Raw genomic sequence first — 16,169 nt, 5'->3', positions numbered from 1 at the left:
TGCCGCGAATTAAACAGCATACTTACTCAGCAAATTTATACCTAAATAACTTCATTATCGATAAAGGAATTTTAGTATCATCAAAGTGATTACAAATAGACTGACAATAAAAATAATTTGCACCATAGATATTATTGTTTAACAAAAAAATAAGTAGCGTTAAAAGCATTCACCCTATATTGCCCACCTTTTTCCAAACTATAAAGATTAAATATTTAAAGAGGATCTAAAGCTGTATTATCACATTCTTTATCACTTTCTGAACTACTTTGGAATATGGCATTAAAGGTTGATGATGGCTGAAGCATTAATTCTATCTTTTGCAAATACTCAATCAGTTTTAGTTGATTAGTATTATAATCACACCCCTGTGACATGCCAGATTTTAGCGCGGTATAGTGTTTAATCTCATCCATTCCTGCCTCCTTGTATGGAAAAAAACCTTGTGGATCATTAATGTAATCATAATCATATTTCACCAGTATTTCGTATAACTTGCTGTACCCCTCTTCAAGCACTTTATTATAATCAGCGTTCTCTGGTAAAGCATAGCGACAATAGTTATGTGTAATTAGAGCCAGCTTATCTTCATCTAAAGTATAACAGCCGTTTTCATCTTGCAGGGCCTTACCCTCTTTATCTGTTATACAGATAACTTGGGCAAACTTATAGGCGCACTCGCTTGATACTAGATCAAATGCAAAATCAATATTATTTGTGCCTGAAGGCAGCGTATATTTTCGGTTATTGATTTTAATTTTGTTATTTTGTATACATTCACTACCATCCAAATAAACTGCATTCACAAGACCATGAGCACATTCAATTGCATCTCCACGGCTAAGGCTAAGTATTTTTTCATGCTTTTGAATATAATCCATCAATGCAAGCTTCTCGAGAAGGCTTGGATCTAACGCTTGCCCAGTCTCCTGCATGCGTAAAAAATGTTTTTTAGATAATAAATCAGCAACTGGCGTTGAACAGTCACCTAATGATCCTATTATCTCAACCATCACCAAGTCATAATCGTCCTTAAGATGAGACAATAAATATGACAGTCCATTAAATACAATATCCTTATGCCCATTTCTATATAAAGCTGTTTGCGTAGCTTTTGCTAAAAACTTCTGCAAGTTTTCATTTGACGATATAATCTCCTTAATAAAATCACTCTGACAATCAAGCTCCTTTAACACTTCTAACCAGTCATTCTCCTCGTGATTGAATTCATATGCCGCCATATTGTATTCAATGTTATTAAACCCCGAGCACTCAAGGTAATGTATGGTACCATTATCTAAAGGATTGTTTTGTAAATGAATCTCATTGCAATTTGGTAACCTCGTGACAGCTTCAGGAATACTACTAAGCTGATTATGCTGTAATGCTAAAATTTGTAGGCTGCTTATATTTGAAATAGTAGAAGGAAGTTGTTGTAAATTATTATGCAAAACAAATAAACGCTTTAAATTAGGAATAACCCCGATACTCTCTGGCAATCCCTGCAACTGATTATTTGATATATCTAAACTTTCAAGCAACTGCAAGCTTGCGATTGACTCTGGAAGCACCTCTATACAGTTGTCTGACAAATCAATACATCTCAAATTTGAGCTTTCATGAAACTCATCTGCAATTGTATGGATTCTATTATTCCTGACATCTAAATCATTAAGTGCTGGCAAACCCATAATACACTTCGGTAATACCTCTAATTGATTAGATGATGCATTAAAGTAACTAAGGCTTGTTAGCTGAGCACAACTCTCTGGAAGAAAGCTTAACTTATTATATTTAATAAATAGCATCTGCAAAATATCCAAATTACCAATCGTTGTTGGCAGTGATTGTAATTGATTACTATTCGCAGAAAGGCCAATTAGCATTTTCAAGTTTCCGATAGATTCAGGTAACCTTTCTAGCTTGTTATTATCTGCCCTAAGATACTGAAGGTTCCCTAAATTACCAATGCTTTCAGGCAAACTCATAAGTCCATTATGATCCAACTCCAAGTTCTCAAGCTGAAGTAAACTAGCAATATTTTCAGGCAAATATACAAGATCATTATCTTGCAAATTAAGTGATTTAATTTGGCTAAAAAAGCCTTTATTACCTTCAATTAATCTCTCTAAATCTTCTGCTGTAAGGGACATATTTGAAAGGTTTAAAAAAACAGCTCCACTCTCTTTACATTGATCAATTTCAATCTGTGCACGATTAAAAGCATGGCTTGATCCAAACATATTTTCTCTCCTTCGTTTTACATAAAAATTATAAAATAATGTGAGTATTAAACATTATTTGTCATTCATCATAATCTTGCTTCTATAGCTATCTATCTTTTGAGTGAAGTTAGGACTATGTAGCAGATTTTATATCTGTAATGACGATGATAAAACATACCTTAACTCTCCTACTTTTAGCTCAAACAATTCCATCTATAATCTACACCTGATTGTTTTATTTCCCCATAAGGCAATACTATTTTTAGACTAAATGATAAGTTTCACACTCAGTGAAAATATACCTGACATATAAACAACAGATTTAAAGCAAAATGCTTATTTATCTTTCTTGTTATTGATAGAAAAGATGGCTTTTAGCTAGGATGAAATAGCATTTATTAATAAGATAATTTAACAGGAGCAGCTATGTACTCACACCCTCATAACATATCAAAAAAACCAATTGATCAGCAAACTATATCTAATCCAGAAGAGCCACACTTACTTACTTTGCAGTTTAATTATCAACGCTCAATGAATGCTGCACTCAACAATAGGATCTTTGTGAGTGAGTTACTAATTACTATTAATGACAAACTTAAAGATAATGCTATTGATCTAAAGGATTTGATCAGTTCTCCTCACAAAGCAAACTCCATGGTAATTCAAAGCTCCTTTTTGAAAGAAGATACACAAGGACTCACAGACTGTTCAATTACACTTGAGCTAAGTGTTATCAACACGGAATCAGGGAAACCATGTATTACTTATTGCAAAGCAAATTCTCCCTTAGGGGACTCTGAAAGAAAACATAATCTTTCGACTAAAAATATTGCCTACCACCCTATTTTACAAGCTATACAGCAACTGCTCGCCCCCCAAATACCCTTCCAACCTGAGCAAAAATCTCGTTTGTCTTCAACCTCATCTATGAATAATCAATCTTCAGCAACTCATTTATCAAGCACCTCTCAATCAGACTCAGACGAGGCATATTCATCAAATAAAAGTAAAGAGGATTCTGAGAAAACGCTTCAATATTTGGAGAGTAAGGTATTAGAATACTCATTTAATAGATCTATTGACAAGACATCATCTTACTTAGAAGGTCTATATAAACTCCGCCAAGTTTTGTTTCCAAATGATGATGCTAAAAATTATCTGCTTTATTTAGTTGGAACAGCCTACCAGCAAACAGGCTGGAGAAGTGATGAAAAACGAGCGCTATTCTCATCCTATTATAAAAAAATTAATGCGTGTACAGACAAGCAAAAGATCAGAGAACTAACAAAGCAGTTTGCAGAAATAATTTATTCAGACATGAACTCATCAAGCTCTAAAGCTATAGCAACAAGGCTCAAACAATTTTGCCAGAAACTCAATATCGCAATAAATACTCAAGGTATAACCATTAATGCTAGAGCCATAGATAAGCTAGCAAGTGATTATCTAGCCAAGCATGGTGAAAAAGCTAGTTTTTTTCACTCTAATCAGCCTATCGCCAGCAAGCTTAAGAGTTATGCAGAGGCTAATGAAAATGCGAGTGAAAAAGAATGTATAGATCAGCTCACCAAAAGCCTTAGCGAGCTTCAGAAGCAAGGCTTACTTTCTGAGGAAATTGTCACATTATTAAATACTCACCCAAAATTGCAGCGAAAACAAGTGGAAACCCATCAGGTTATTGGACATGCAGTTATTGCAAAAACCCCATTTGAACTTGCTAATGAATTTCGCATCGCATTTGAGCTACCAACTATCGATAGCTATCAATCATTATTTAATGATAATAAGGCACTTTATAAGGTCCAAGCAGAATTAGAAGAATTCCAATATAATGGTTGTTTATAAACATTTTGAGCCATAACACCTATGATATCAGCCAATGCTCTGGGACAAAATTAAAATACCCCAAAGCAATGGCTTTATCTATTAACAGCCTTTTACTTTCTACATTTAGCTTGTAACGCATACGCGCTATATGATACTCAATGGTTCTAGAATTTAACCTTAACGCATTTGCAATTTCTTTAACACCAAAACCACGTAATAAAAAAGCCAAACAATCAAGCTCTCTAGAAGTTAGGTCATGAGGGTCATCCAAAGTGGATACCAGTTTTAGCAGTCCTTGGTTAAATCCACCTTTTTTATTGCGAAATAATGACATTACTGAATTCATTAAGGTTGTATTTGTCAGATTAACTCCCTGATAAACAATACCAACAACTTCTCCAGATGCATTTTTTATTGGCTTTCTCGGAGACAGATACACTCTTAGCTCGCCTGAAGCAGCTCCCGAGCAAGATAATATAGAGAAGTCCTGATTCTGAGATACAATCTCATCATTTTGATCAATAAATTCTTCAGCCAACTCCACTCCCTTTCCGCGACAAGCTTCAACTGTCTTACCCAGTACATCGTCAAGCCTTTCATACCCCAGATACTCCAACTCTGCCTGATTTGCCAAAACAATTCGACTGTCAGTATCCATAAACATTATTAGAGCTGAAAATTGATCTAGAAATACTTTTTGCATCTCTAATGTAGCTTTTTCATTAATTCCCAATATATTATTTAACGCACTTTCATTCATCTTTTACCTATTGAGTATCCTCGCCTCTTTTCATACTAAAGTGTATTTATTACATCACCTGCGATAGTGATCAATATTCTCACCATTATTAATCCCATTAAGCATTTGTGGTGTAGAAAAACACGTCCATGGATCCGATAAGCAATTAGCATGCAAAGCATTTAAGCTACTTTGTTGCCAGCCATTAAAAAAATCTGCATGTAGTGTTTCCCCATTGCCAATACCTTTATCAACATTCCCCTGCATTTTATCAGAAGCTAAATAATAATGGCTATCTCCTGATGTTGGATAAGTGACTCTAATTTCAATTTGCGGAATTCTATAAGGATGCTCTTGACTCCAATAATATGACATATGCTGCCCTTTAGATTGAGGCATTTTCCCATCCCACCACTGAGGAAACACGATGATACTGTAAAGCTTACTTGATAAGTTCCCGCTTTCTTTTGCACAATTTGGGATGCGATTATATGTCTTAGAGTTATATTCACATGCCCACCTGACGCCGTGATTGTAGTTCATATCGCCCGTCGCTGGCATAGCTGACCCTGCAATCATGTTAAAATACTGAGGGATTGGGACAATATATTTTGGGTCAACTGGAGAGTATATTTTATAGTATATTTGCACTCTCTCAGGATTGATCGCTTTATCATTCTCATTATATAATGTGGGGGCCCAATAAGCACTAAGATCTTCAGCAACATCACAGTTTGTTATACTATTTAAATCATCCTTTTTCACATAGTATGCGGCATTCGATGCAACATACTTCTGATGCGCTCTATTTCCCTGCATTAAGCTTGTGGCAGTTGAATTGTAATTTGTATTTCTATTACCATAAAAATCATGCATATGCATTGACTCTTGTACACCTCGCTGAACAATTGAATCCCATCTTGCTCTATGAGACAATGCACAGTTAACGACAAACTCTCCTTGATTTGTTGCCCTATACACACGCTTTGCTTCAGTAGCTGTTAAAAAATGCTCAGAGGCATTATGCCACTTCATATTCTCATTTGGAGATTGTACCATCTTATCTTCTAGGTAAATTGGCGCTTGTGTGCCATCTCTATGTGGAACAATAACCTTAAATGATTGACAACTTTTTTCGCCCTCATTAAACACACACACTTTACCATCTATCTGATCGCCCTCACCTTTTTTAAAAACAATCTTAGATTTATACGTCTCAAAAAGGTTCTTTCTGATCACTTCTCTACTACTAAAAGCATCTAAGTCACTTCCATAGGATAAAGTTAATAAAGCCATACTGCCAAGTGATACAACAATAGTATGATAATTTTTCATGCATAGTCCAAATTATTATGTTGGACTAAAGAATAGCAAGAGTGTGCCATAAAACATCAAGGAAAATAAATTTGAAGGGATAACTCATCAAATCGATGAATTATCATTTGGATTTTCGCAACAAACGCTATTGCCTTTGATTTGATGCTGATATCTAAGCTGGAAAAGTAATATCAAATAAGAATCCTTGAGCATCTGGATTCTTGTTAACCACAATCGTTCGACAAAATAACCCACTTAAAGTGTCCTTACAATTCTTATGAAATAAATCACTAAATGCTTCCTCACTGATAGATTGAGAAATATTTGGAAGCTTGACTGTTACTTTAAAGTCCTTGTTATCTTGTACACGCGTACCATTGAATGATAATACACATTTGTTATCGGTTAGCTCACTTAAATATATGGGGCTTGTATTTTTATATGATATCACCTTAGTGCCTTTACTTTGCGTGTTACCTTGTACTTTATTCCCACAAATTACCGCATCATGAATTTCATATAGATTGACTGGCGAGTAATGCACTGCAATTGTTTGCTTAACTGGGAGCTGTTGATCATGATTTTCTAAACCATCATTACCAGAGACATCAACCACTACGCCATCGCCTATTGTTTCAACATTGCCATAAGCATCATCAATTGAAAAACCATAAGCATACTTTAGGCCCATCTGCTGATGTATAAAAGCGACCCAAGGGTTTAGTGCTGGGTTGGCATACATAATTCGATGATACGCATTAATCAATGCTTTGCCTTCTGGTGTTTTAGAATCAGGCAAAGGATAATTGTAGCTTTTTTGTTTTTCATCCATACAGTTTGCAAAATCCACAAAGCCAATTATTCGTGTGAGAGCAAAACTTAGGGTAAGCTGTTTTTGACTATTTGGGCAGTTTTTATTATAGTTTTTCTCAAAAGCATCCCAAATAATTTTACCATCTCGTGTGTTGATTGCCTGACGCCACGCATTTTGAATATCTTTAATAAATTGCCACTGGCTTGAGAGTGATGTATTTACCCAATGACCATCATTTGCCTTTCTATTTAATTGAAAATTTAAGCCATTTGATGCTTTTTCATGTATCGGTAACCCTGCATGCAAATCCTGTAATGCCACAGCTAGACTTGGCACTTTGATTTGCGCCCTTTCATTATGGTTTTTCAAGGACTTTTCAATACGTTCAGAATCAATGTACTTTGGCCATAAATCATCTGTATTAGGATTCATTAATAGTGAGTTTTTAATTTTGTCTTGAAAGGTACTGATGGGCATATCTGTGCCAACCCATCCAAGTGTTCTATCCAGATAGTTAACACGTCCTAAAGCTAAACCAAGATAAATATTATCAACATAGGAAATATCATAATCTACAGGGATAGCATTCCATTTATAATTATTACCCCCATCACTTCCAAAGGTATACTCTATTAACTGCATCGGATCATTATTAGGAAATGATGTATTAAGTTTATCTTGATACACGACACTTTTAACATTATGACAACCAGATACATCACGCCCTATTTCACAAACACGCGTATCTTGCAACGCTGATACAAATGTATTTTTTGCCAGTGCTTTATCTTGTTGCCCCATTCTCACTAAAACCACGCTTGGATTGTCATACATATAGATTCTTGTTCCACGCCACCAGTCAATATAAAGGTCATTATTTTTTTGTTTTTCTTTAAACTCAGAATACAAAGGAACGGCTACCATAGCATAATGATGTGGCGCAATGCCTTTTAAGCCTCCCACATAAACTCGATAAACACCACTGGTATAAATAGGAGCTGTTTTTTGATGCCCAAAATATGTCATTAACCATGTATCTGGATTATCTATATGTGCAATCACATCCTTAATCTTTCTGGAAGTTTCAATAACAGGATAAATAGTATGAGTTGCATCGCTATTATATAAAACCACCACCTTGGTTGGCAAAGAGCCTAATGTCACAAAGATAGAACTATAGCTTGAACTTATCTCTTTACTATGTGAATAAGCCTCTAAACCAATATCATATAATTTACCTTGCTCATTTTGATCTACTGGAGCATGGAAAGAAATGCTATATTGACAACTCTCATTCGCATTTAATGTATTTAGACAGGTTGTGCCAGCTTTATCAAACGTAGTAAATTTTGAAGGGAAGCTTTTGATATTTTTAAGATCATAAGGAGACTCCCCATGATTAGTTAGCGTAAATTGCACCTTTTTTGTGTAACCTGGATATAACGAATAATCCGCAGGCTTTACGACTTTAATTTATATATTATCTGAATGCACAGGTTTTGCTGGCTTGAGAGGTGCAAGTGAGGGAGATAAAGGTGTTAATGGCACTTTATTTGCTGGCTTAAGAGGCGCCAGAGAGGGAGACAAAGGTGTTAATGGCTCCTTTTTTGCCGGTGATAGCGGTGACCAAGCTTTACTGTGTTGAGATGATGAAGAACTCCCCTCACCCCCACAAGCAGCTAATCCCGCCGAAATGGACAAAACAAATAATACTCTTGTATATTTTAGTTTCATGTGTACCCCTTTTAAATAATTCCACAATTTGCATAGCATTAGATACTTAACAACACATCGCTTTAGAGTGATGCTGTCATCAAGCCCAACTGTTATGCGTAATAATTGATTTGCTAAATTAACCTAAAAAGAGTTACTCCTTCCTATAATTACAAACACTTATAGTCAGTTTGACTATATTTAACACCTGTTTGCTAAGAAAATGCAAAACTATAGATAAGTCATATGATAAATATCATTGATTCGTTGAGTTGCGACATAATCCATTCATTTGGCTTAATTTGGTCAATTCGTCCAGAATCTTTAGCATAGCCCAAATCTTCTTTCCTCAATATGAAATTAGATTTACCCTTCAAAACACATTTGAATAAATCATGTTTTTAAACTAAAAGGAGATACTCTCATGATAAAACTGGCAATATCGGTCAGCTGTGCATTTATTGCTCTTGCTAATATAGGGCAGGCAGAAGTACATTATTCATGCCCAACTGTAAATAATATGAACCATGCATATCAGCAATGGAAAAACCACCCTAACAGATCAGCTGACTTTGAGTTTATTGATAGTCACACTGGGTTTAACAATATCTGGTATACAGCTTACCTACACCAGTTTAAACAAGTTACTTCATTTGAAGGCGCAATGATTCCTACTAAAGCAGGAATGCTCAAGTTTATTCAGTGTTGGTACCATGTAGATGGTTTTCAAAATTCAAAAGATTTCCTAGTGGCTGAACTATATCAAGGTCGAATAAATAACTCATTTTATAGCGGTCTTTATCAAAAGTATTGGCAAGCAGTACCAGCAAAATCATCATGTACTAGTTCAACGGCTAATTGTACATTTATACTTGATGATGGGAATAAGGATGTTGTAAAAATTTGATATCCCACCTAGTGATATCTCCACGGACAACTCAACTTGATTGGATCTGAAGTTGAGACACTACACTCTTAAAGATCCAGAGTTCGTCTATTATTGCTAGCAAAATTATCTTCTGTAAATAGAGATTTTAGTTGTCTTGATGTCTCTGATTCAAAATCTATTGAAAACCCCCTACGACTTTCCTCTCTTTGTGATTTAGCTTCAAGTATAAATTTAATATCACAGTCAAATATTTTTTCTTCTTGTAGTAAATCTTTAACCTGCTGCATTGCTTTTGTAGGAGTACCCCACTTATTACCAAAATACTCTGCCACAACTTGCTCTACATTTGATTTAGCTAACTCATTCTTATTTTCACAAGCCACCCTATTTAATTCAATAGCTCGATCAAACTCTATAGCGCCTTTGTTATAGGATCTAGCATTGCTTTTCACTACATCTAAACTCTGGAAATCAAGTAATGTCTTTTTTAAATCTTTATTGGTAATGTCGTCGTTTAATGCCAAAATACTCATAACAGTTGCATTTCTGGAGGTCGATGATAGAAGCTGTGAAACAATATATTTAGCAAATTTAATAGCAATATGTTCTAATTTATCTCTATCCTTACACCTCATAATTTCTTCTTTAAATAAATCTAAAGTCATGCGTTTTCCGATACTAAAATCACCTGTGTTTTTATATGCCTTATCAACTAAAGCAAGCATTTTCCCTTTTAGATCTATTGGGTTATGGCGTAAGTACAATTCCTCTACGTTCTTTAGTGCTCTCATGGACGCAGGTAATGAACATAAATTGTTATCTCCTAAATGGAGCACCTCTAAATTATTCAAATTCCCTATGGACTCAGGCAATGACTCCAAGTTGTTAGAACCTAAATGAAGCACCTTTAAACTATCCAAATTCCCTATGGACTCAGGCAATGACTCCAAGTTGTTAGAATTTAAATGTAACACCTCCAAAGTATTTAAATTTCCTATAAATTCGGGTAATGAACATAAATTGTTACTCCCCAAATAAAGCAACTTGACATTTTTTAGCTCCTCTATAGATTTAGGTAATGATTCTAAATTGTTACCACCTAAATCAAGATATTTAACTCTTTCAAATACCTCTTTATTATTTTCAATTAGCACACTTAAATCCTTTGCACTAAGATTAAGACACCCTAACCGTAAAGGATTTTGTATAGTGTTCTGATCTTCACTCCACCTATTAATTTCTTCCTGTGCTTTTTCTATATTTTCATCATTATCATAATCATCTAACGCTTCCAGATAAATACCTGCACTAATATTATCTGGTAAGTCGGGAGAACTATCTGAAGCACCATTATCCGAAAATAGAGATGGCATCCCATCAGATAATTTTTTCTTTGACACAACCTTCTGAGACATTTTCTCTCTTAGCTGCATTATCCTATTACCAATAAATATTATTATTTCCTTAGCATTTCCCTTGTACTCATCTGGAATTACACTCTGATCTAAAATATCATACATATAACCAATTAATTTCTCTATTTCGTCTGGATCAAGTTTTTTAGATAAGTCCTGACACAAATCCTCAAACTCTTGGATGTTCTCAACACTACCCAACGCTAAGGTAAATGCTTTTTGTTCTTTTAGTGAAGTAGTAGTCGCTTCTTGACCTCCTGTCATTTCTCGCACTTGATGCCCTTTTCGTAATAGAGGATCATTCTTATGCATGGGACTAAATCGTAATTTGGATAATAGCTTTGATAGGGCAATAAATGTCGTTTTGGGATTGAATCCTGCTTTAAGTACTTTTGCTAATGGCGCTACTGTAAATTCATTATTTAATTCACGCCCACTTTGGCCTTTTTCCCAGTGAGTAGCTAGATAATCATGATCAATCTTTCCATAAGCTGAAAATTTTCCATCTTGATTAGCAACAGAAAATTGAGCAACGCCAAAATTCTTTTTGTGCGCATCATCTTCAATAAGGAAATACATATATACTAACAAAGATATTAAATTTGGATATGCTTCCTCCTGAGGGTTAACATTAGAATAAGATTTAAAACCTTCTAAAGCCTTAGAGGCAACTCCAATAATATTATCTTCATCATCTAAAAATAAAAATGAAGAAGAGGCTTTCTCTCCCATAAAATATTGCCAGAATTTAGAGTAAATTAATTCTGACACATAAGCTTCTATTTGATCATCTCTTTCCTTACCAGTAAGTTTATCAGGAAGACGTTTGACAAAGAAAATATTTTCATTTTCATCTTTAAATGTAGTAACTTCGTGAGCAGACTTATCAGCTTTTGCATCAGTTGGTTCTAGATTAGAAAAACATACAGATATAGGCTCGTCTTTTATTTTTTTAAAATCACCTCCAATATCAAATGCAGTTAAGCTTAAAGAACTATCTTTTGTAATTTTTTCTACATATGAATCATATCTCTCTAAACTATGCGAAATAGCCGCCTTTAATGAAGGGGAACATTCATTATTTTGCACAGCAAGCTCGATTATACTGTGAATAATTCCCTCATCCTCTTTAGCTTTAAATTTATCAAGCTGTTTTTGTAGCTCCAAGGCTTGCTTTTTTTGCTTTTTGCGGGTGGCGCTGAGAGTATTCCTCCCTGTCTTATTATCAATATAAAATGAGAGTGTTACGGTCATAACATCATATAGAGACGGCATAAATATTTCCTAAAATCAGTGACAGTTTGTACATCCAATATTAGAAACTTGCATTATAAATTAATCCTATTTATAGCAATAAACTAGCATGATGATAGCTCTCTGCATCTTTTAAAGATAATTTTCACCAAATAAGTCCTATATCAAGCGTATTGATGATATCCATCTCTCAAGGTAGTTTATCCCATAAGTTATCTTTAAGGTGATTATATTCATACAAGATTCGTTGGCTTCAATATGCTTAATATTAAATTGAAATTTAAAAAGTTATTATCCCTCTCACTAATAGTCACGTCTACTTTAGCAGCGCATAATTTATTTGCCAGTGCCTCAATTGGTAATATTCCTGGTCTAAATGGTAATCACGATAGACTCGCTATTGGAACAGATGGCAGGTCAGAATCTCTTTCGACGCTAAAAATAATATCTAATAGTCTGGTTGAAAAGTATAGACAGAATCCCTTTGGATATGATAAGCACAATACTTCAGTATCTGGAATAAAATATGGACACTATTCAGGAGACAGTATCATTGCATATGATTTTACTGATTCTCATGGTATTACAAAAGTATGTTATGATGTGTTGTCTTCGGTTACAGGTGATAGCAATTACCATGGGTGCATAGGGGTAGGAAGCCATCCTTCAATAGCGTCTATTGGTCAAGGACGTTTCGCTATACTATTCCAAAGACCAGCTGATAGTGATGGCTATACGGAAATTACTTACGGTATTATTGATGTAAACAAAGGAACAATCAGCTCCTTGTTCAAGAGTATTATTGCTGATAAGAATCCATCGTTAGTTTTTATCACTACAGGAAAGTATAAAGGATATCTTGCTCAAGTAGGGCTTTTTGATAATAAGATGGTGTATAGCGTCATTAATCCAAGTGAACTTGGAAATCAAGGCATGTTTATATACTCAAGAATGTATCCCCACCTATACGGACACAATCCATCAGCAACAATAATAAACTCAGGCAGCTACTCAGGCTCGATTGCCGTAGCATATGAAACAGAACTTGGGTTATGGTATATGGTCATCGACCCCGTTAATGGTGCAATTCTCCATAAAAATCCAATTGGCAATCAAATAGCCACCAACCCATCTGTTGTTGCTATTAAGAGCGGCAACTATGCAGGGAAATTAGCAGAAGTGCATACAGATGTTAATGGCGCTACACGGCTGGGTGTCATTGACCCAAGTAATGGCGTGCTTTTAATGGACAATGTTCTTCTGACACCGATGAAAGTATACAAATGTCCCGCAGGAGACAAAATTAATCTTATTAGTGTAAAGGAGGATTATGATAGAGATGGGATTATTTGGAAAGGTATATATTCAGGAAAAATCAATGATCTAACTCTGGTACAAAATATAAATGGTTACTATTCACACAATAAAAGTGACATTTCAAAAGCAAAGGTGGAGAGTAATAATCGATTGGCGAATAGCTTTTTTTCAAATACCGACTACCCTCATTTATCATGTTTGTATACGGTTACTGGTAGCGGGATTAAAGGTGGTGATAGGCTTGACTTAATGATAGATGGTAAGCTTTTACCAAACTCAGGGAAAAACTGTAAGCTATCAGGTGGAGACATTTTCGAATGGGGGTATGGTTTTGGTTGCAGTGGAGATTCTTGCCAGCTTGAATGTAGATCGTGAATAAAACCATGGTCGCACTACCTCCCAATTTTATCAAAACTCAGGCATTAGCACTGTTACATAAAACACTTCATGGATAACGGCCTAATAAAATATTAGCTATACTTCAAAATCATAGTTTCCCCAGTTCTTATAGAGCGCATTGTCAATCGTAATCCCATTAACACGAATCTTTGTTAATAACTTACTATATGGAGTAGCATGAGTTGGCACCACCCCTGGTGTATTACTTAAAACAATTTGATATCTGCGACAATACTTACGTACCGTTGTTTCCTTATAGCCTGTTAATTTACAAATATCTTGGTAGGTATAACCTTGCAGTTGTAGGTCTATAAGACTATCTGAAACAGGTTTGTTATATCTATTCTCTAATACCTCTGCAAAGCTGCTACTGGCGTATTGATTTCCCATGTTGTTCTAATATGCTTGTTGAGTTGCTTAAAATGTATATTAGTTGATCATGACTATATGGCGCAACCATTTTATGGCTAACTCATCAAACTGACTGCTATCTATAATGGACAGTGTTGCTACTTAAGAGTACAAGGCAAACATACACCATCATCGGGTTAAGCTTGAATACTGCGAGCTTAGATTATACGATAACTTTAAAAGTAAGCTAAATTGCTATCCTCGCAGTAAGCTATGGAGAGTTCAACCTAAATGAGATTAAAAACACTTGCTTTGCTGATACCTGTAGTTGACTGCAAACATAAATTATAGCTTAAGATGAAACACTAGCTACTTTTGGAATTTAACGCGACACGACCAAAGAGCGAACTCGAACATAATCAATATGTCTGACTTTATTTGTCGGTAGATAAAGTGTAGTTATAGCACCAATAATAAGGAGACTGTAAATAAAACCAATTAAACCATATAATGGAGATATTCTAACAAATATGTCGGCAAGCATCGGTGCAAAGCCAGAGATTGACACGCCTATACCATAAGCAATAGAACAACCAGATGCACGTACATTTTTTGGAAAAATCTCAGAGTATATAGGTGTTATAACTCCCTGAAGAAAGGATACAAGTGCACTAATTAATACAGTGCCCATTATGATCAATATGTAGCTTGTAGAGTGAAATAATAGCATTACTGGCATTGATAATACTATCATTAGTAAAAGACATATATTCAATGATTTTTTCCGACCCCAATAATCAGAAAAAAGCCCTGAAGCAGGGACTATAATACATACAAGTCCTAGAGCTAAGCTATTGATACCCAGTGCTGTGGATTGAGCTATATTGAGATGCTGTGTCATATAAGTAACAAGATAAGTTGCTAAAATATAAAATAAAGAAGCAGCGATAGCTGAAAGTACGATAACACATACAAGGCTTCTCCTATGATTTTTAAATACTGTTTTGACAGGTGAAAAATTATTATTTTTAACAATGTTAGTATTTACGTTAGCATCTTTTTCTTTGAGAGTGATTTGCATAATTAAAAGGATAACACTTATCAAAAAAGGAACTCTCCAAGCATATTCCTGTAGAGAATCAGGAGTTAATTTTATTGCAATAACACTAACAAAAGCCGCTAACAAAAAACCAATGACTGATACAGCATAAGCAATACCTATATTTAAACCTTTTAAGCGATAATTTTCATCTTCAGTTGTAATGGTTAAAAGGTTGCCAAATTGCCCACCTGCAGATAATCCTTGGAGCATGCGAAGTATAACCAGTAAAATTGGAGCCAGTATACCTATTGTTGAAAAACCTGGGAGAAAAGCCATTCCTAGTGTTGCTAACCCCATCATAGCAATAGAGAGGTTCATTGCATAATGACGACCCACTTTATCGCCTAAATGCCCAAAAACAAAAGCTCCTAAAGGTCGGGCTAAAAAACCAGCACCAAAAACTGCAAAAGTTGCCAGCAACGAAATAAAAGGATTTAAATTAGGAAAAAACGTCGCGGCTATTGCTACTGCAAAATAGCCATAAAGGCTAAAATCATACCATTCAATAACATTGCCAAGTGAAATTTTTGGTGGTGTTTCCCTTTGTCTTTTATATGTTTCTTCCCCATTCGACTCGATTGATGTAAAGACCAATCACAGCGTCATGCATAAACTCGCTTTTTGAAAAACAAATGCTCTTTCTAGCAAGCCTTTTAATCCTTGTCCTAAAGGTTAGAAACTTACGCTCAATCTTTTGTGTATTTCGCTTCCCTATCTCATGATATCTCTCAGGAATATATTTCGTGTAGCTGCCCCAGTCATCACTGAAAAAGCACTTTACCTTAAAATGCTGTAATGTTTTAA

Annotated in this window: 12 protein-coding genes; 3 read left to right on the top strand and 9 right to left on the bottom strand. The window is 35.1% G+C overall.

Annotated elements, in window-relative coordinates:
• Positions 1-215: 215 nt before the first annotated feature.
• Positions 216-2,243: a leucine-rich repeat domain-containing protein gene (locus tag A37Q_RS16020; protein ID WP_018300735.1), complete on the bottom strand. Its 2,028-nt coding sequence runs from the start codon at positions 2,241-2,243 to the stop codon at positions 216-218.
• Positions 2,244-2,903: 660 nt separating this feature from the next.
• Between A37Q_RS16020 and A37Q_RS16325 the strand changes: the two genes are divergently transcribed.
• Positions 2,904-4,073 carry a hypothetical protein gene (locus tag A37Q_RS16325; RefSeq protein ID WP_169710325.1) on the top strand — a complete coding sequence of 390 codons (1,170 nt, stop codon included), beginning with the start codon at positions 2,904-2,906 and terminating at the stop codon, positions 4,071-4,073.
• Positions 4,074-4,092: 19 nt separating this feature from the next.
• Here the strand turns inward: A37Q_RS16325 and A37Q_RS0113060 are convergent, their stop codons facing one another.
• From A37Q_RS0113060 to A37Q_RS0113045, 4 genes are all read right to left on the bottom strand, one after another.
• Entirely contained in the window at positions 4,093-4,815 is a 723-nt protein-coding gene (locus tag A37Q_RS0113060) for a PAS and helix-turn-helix domain-containing protein (RefSeq protein ID WP_018300733.1), read from the bottom strand.
• Positions 4,816-4,869: 54 nt separating this feature from the next.
• Positions 4,870-6,129: a DUF1996 domain-containing protein gene (locus tag A37Q_RS0113055; protein WP_018300732.1), complete on the bottom strand. Its 1,260-nt coding sequence runs from the start codon at positions 6,127-6,129 to the stop codon at positions 4,870-4,872.
• A gap of 154 nt (positions 6,130-6,283) precedes the next feature.
• A complete protein-coding gene (locus A37Q_RS0113050) occupies positions 6,284-8,344 on the bottom strand; it encodes a hypothetical protein (protein ID WP_018300731.1) in 2,061 nt (686 codons plus the stop codon).
• Positions 8,345-8,398: 54 nt separating this feature from the next.
• Positions 8,399-8,659, bottom strand: a complete 261-nt coding sequence (locus A37Q_RS0113045; RefSeq protein WP_018300730.1) for a hypothetical protein — start codon at positions 8,657-8,659, stop codon at positions 8,399-8,401.
• 403 nt (positions 8,660-9,062) lie between these two features.
• On the opposite strand from A37Q_RS0113045, the gene A37Q_RS0113040 reads away from it, so the two are divergent.
• The gene (locus A37Q_RS0113040) at positions 9,063-9,545 is read left to right on the top strand and encodes a hypothetical protein (RefSeq protein ID WP_018300729.1); all 483 of its coding nucleotides are present in this window, start codon (positions 9,063-9,065) and stop codon (positions 9,543-9,545) included.
• Between the two features lie 68 nt (positions 9,546-9,613).
• Here the strand turns inward: A37Q_RS0113040 and A37Q_RS16015 are convergent, their stop codons facing one another.
• Positions 9,614-12,217, bottom strand: a complete 2,604-nt coding sequence (locus tag A37Q_RS16015; protein WP_018300728.1) for a leucine-rich repeat domain-containing protein — start codon at positions 12,215-12,217, stop codon at positions 9,614-9,616.
• Positions 12,218-12,454: 237 nt separating this feature from the next.
• Here A37Q_RS16015 and A37Q_RS0113030 point away from each other — a divergent pair, with 237 nt between their 5' ends.
• A complete protein-coding gene (locus A37Q_RS0113030) occupies positions 12,455-13,888 on the top strand; it encodes a hypothetical protein (RefSeq protein ID WP_018300727.1) in 1,434 nt (477 codons plus the stop codon).
• A gap of 99 nt (positions 13,889-13,987) precedes the next feature.
• Here A37Q_RS0113030 and A37Q_RS0113025 read toward each other — a convergent pair whose 3' ends face one another.
• From A37Q_RS0113025 to A37Q_RS16160, 3 genes are all read right to left on the bottom strand, one after another.
• Positions 13,988-14,302: a terminase gpP N-terminus-related DNA-binding protein gene (locus A37Q_RS0113025; protein WP_018300726.1), complete on the bottom strand. Its 315-nt coding sequence runs from the start codon at positions 14,300-14,302 to the stop codon at positions 13,988-13,990.
• 343 nt (positions 14,303-14,645) lie between these two features.
• The gene (locus tag A37Q_RS15545) at positions 14,646-15,959 is read right to left on the bottom strand and encodes an MFS transporter (RefSeq protein WP_018300725.1); all 1,314 of its coding nucleotides are present in this window, start codon (positions 15,957-15,959) and stop codon (positions 14,646-14,648) included.
• Positions 15,916-16,169 (bottom strand): IS1 family transposase (locus tag A37Q_RS16160; RefSeq protein ID WP_018300580.1); only part of this gene is annotated, 254 nt, incomplete at its 5' end. The genes A37Q_RS15545 and A37Q_RS16160, both read right to left, overlap by 44 nt.

This window comes from Fangia hongkongensis FSC776 = DSM 21703, from assembly GCF_000379445.1.
Classification (GTDB): domain Bacteria; phylum Pseudomonadota; class Gammaproteobacteria; order Francisellales; family Francisellaceae; genus Fangia; species Fangia hongkongensis.
The sequence above is the reverse complement of the archived record's forward strand: the minus strand, read 5'-3'. Positions and strand labels throughout refer to the sequence as shown.

Excerpts from the sequence above, each read along its gene's own strand:
- A37Q_RS16020 (WP_018300735.1), bottom strand. The coding sequence starts at position 2,243 with ATGTTTGGATCAAGCCATGCTTTTAATCGTGCACAGATTGAAATTGAT.
- A37Q_RS0113060 (WP_018300733.1), bottom strand. The coding sequence starts at position 4,815 with ATGAATGAAAGTGCGTTAAATAATATATTGGGAATTAATGAAAAAGCT.
- A37Q_RS0113055 (WP_018300732.1), bottom strand. The coding sequence starts at position 6,129 with ATGAAAAATTATCATACTATTGTTGTATCACTTGGCAGTATGGCTTTA.
- A37Q_RS0113045 (WP_018300730.1), bottom strand. The coding sequence starts at position 8,659 with ATGAAACTAAAATATACAAGAGTATTATTTGTTTTGTCCATTTCGGCG.
- A37Q_RS0113040 (WP_018300729.1), top strand. The coding sequence starts at position 9,063 with ATGATAAAACTGGCAATATCGGTCAGCTGTGCATTTATTGCTCTTGCT.
- A37Q_RS16015 (WP_018300728.1), bottom strand. The coding sequence starts at position 12,217 with ATGCCGTCTCTATATGATGTTATGACCGTAACACTCTCATTTTATATT.
- A37Q_RS0113030 (WP_018300727.1), top strand. The coding sequence starts at position 12,455 with ATGCTTAATATTAAATTGAAATTTAAAAAGTTATTATCCCTCTCACTA.
- A37Q_RS0113025 (WP_018300726.1), bottom strand. The coding sequence starts at position 14,302 with ATGGGAAATCAATACGCCAGTAGCAGCTTTGCAGAGGTATTAGAGAAT.